Origin of the sequence: Ruthenibacterium lactatiformans (genome assembly GCF_000949455.1) — a bacterium.
GTDB lineage: Bacteria > Bacillota > Clostridia > Oscillospirales > Ruminococcaceae > Ruthenibacterium > Ruthenibacterium lactatiformans.
Genome location: NZ_JXXK01000092.1, coordinates 1 through 1548, shown reverse-complemented (window position 1 = coordinate 1548; position 1548 = coordinate 1). Strand labels below are relative to the sequence as shown.

Sequence of the window (1548 nt, the reverse complement as noted above, 5' to 3'; positions counted from 1 at the left end):
TCCTCATCCATCAGGAACTCCGGAGAGACAGATCGGAACAAGGCCACCAGTTCTCGTTTGCTCACATTGCAGTCCTGATTGGGGCATTCCTCCTGGGTCCAGGCGATGGATAAGAGCTGCCCCAGATCCTTCTCCGAGAGATCAGAGGCGGCAAACTTGATAAAAGTCAGATAATAGGGCGGGTTGAGCAGTACGAAAATCTGATGGACATTTTCGGCGCTGTCGATCTGCTCTCCAACCTTTCTGCGCCACCTTGTGCAGTCATCCGAATTGTTGATCAGGTCGACCATGGAGAGGCTCCCATCCTCATTCCGAAGCGCGGAGATCCCGGAGTTCGTGAAGGGGTGGCTGACGATCACCGGGGAGAGAGCGGTCTCCTGAATCTGCGCATCGAGGAGGGTGTGCGCCACCAGCTTTACGCGGAGCAAATCGGTTTCACGGAGCATCAGGAAAGGCCTCCCATGGTTCCCTCATTGTCCTCAATCAGCAGGATGGCGGTTTCCTCTCCGTCCAACTGCTCCAATTCTTCCATGCTTGCACAGCCGCCGTGGATGTTCATGTAGTGGTCACGGCCAACTTCTTTTAAATTTGTGAAGTCCGTAATCACCGTTGCCTGCTGACAACAAAAGGTCAGGTTGATGAGCGCCTTCATGCTGGTGAGATTCAGTTTTTCAGCCATCACCTGAAACTGCGAAGACTCGCCCACATCAAAGCTGTCCAGTCGCTTTGCCAGATAGTCCAACTCATCCAGGTTGACCTTGGTACATACCAGCTGATTCAGCACAGGCCAGGCACTGTCGAGCGAGTCCAGGCGGCAGTCAGCTTCAGAAGCATCGCCGATCTCCAGTGCTTCCAACAGCGCAACGCAGTGGTCGTATTGATTTCTGGGAACGGGAAGAGGGATCGTCGCAACACCGTATTCCGGGTGGTCGGCGTTGCTCAGAACTGCTTTCATCATCACATTGCATCACCTTCTTTCAAAATTCAAAATCGCATCTCCGTACTTAGCCAGAAGCAGAGCGCAGACAATCAGGTGGAACGCCTCATCTGTGACCAATTCCGGGGATGCGAGATTGGCAAGAGTGATATTGCGGCTGCCGGTGGAGATGGCTTTGGCCGCCTGATAAACACTGTACAGTTCCGGCTGGATACTGGAAAGCTGGACGGACTGAAAGTCAAATCCGCAGGCATCAAACTTCCAGATCATCCTGCGCCAGATATGTAGAGTACTAAAACGACACGTAAAAACAGCAGAATTGTGGTTACAATGACAATCCCGATGCTCAATCCCTGTATGCGGCTCATCACAGCTTCATATTGTGTTTCGTTTCCTACCGAAACATGACTCCAATCGTTAATTCCGACGGGACAGTGATGCAGCAGCAGTTCCTGATTATTCCCACCGCAATTAAAATACCCCGACTCTCCTTCAATGTCATTAAGACAATATGAAATGACCTGCCTAACGAAAAAAGCGGGGAGTATCTGGCTCTGCCGCCGATTGCCCCCCGCTTTTCTTTGTGTATTTTGTAATTGTGTGTGCCCTCC

3 protein-coding genes and 1 pseudogene are annotated in these 1548 nt (G+C 51.6%); all 4 read right to left on the bottom strand.

Annotated elements, in window-relative coordinates:
* Window positions 1-446 (bottom strand): annotated as a pseudogene (locus tag TQ39_RS19825) (hypothetical protein); the annotation flags it as partial.
* The gene (locus TQ39_RS19820) at window positions 446-958 is read right to left on the bottom strand and encodes a hypothetical protein (protein WP_242853553.1); all 513 of its coding nucleotides are present in this window, start codon (window positions 956-958) and stop codon (window positions 446-448) included. The pseudogene TQ39_RS19825 and the gene TQ39_RS19820, both read right to left, overlap by 1 nt.
* 9 nt (window positions 959-967) lie before the next feature.
* A complete protein-coding gene (locus TQ39_RS19815) occupies window positions 968-1207 on the bottom strand; it encodes a hypothetical protein (RefSeq protein ID WP_050006807.1) in 240 nt (79 codons plus the stop codon).
* Window positions 1204-1548: hypothetical protein (locus TQ39_RS21510; protein WP_207641423.1), on the bottom strand; the 345-nt coding region annotated here is incomplete at its 5' end. The genes TQ39_RS19815 and TQ39_RS21510, both read right to left, overlap by 4 nt.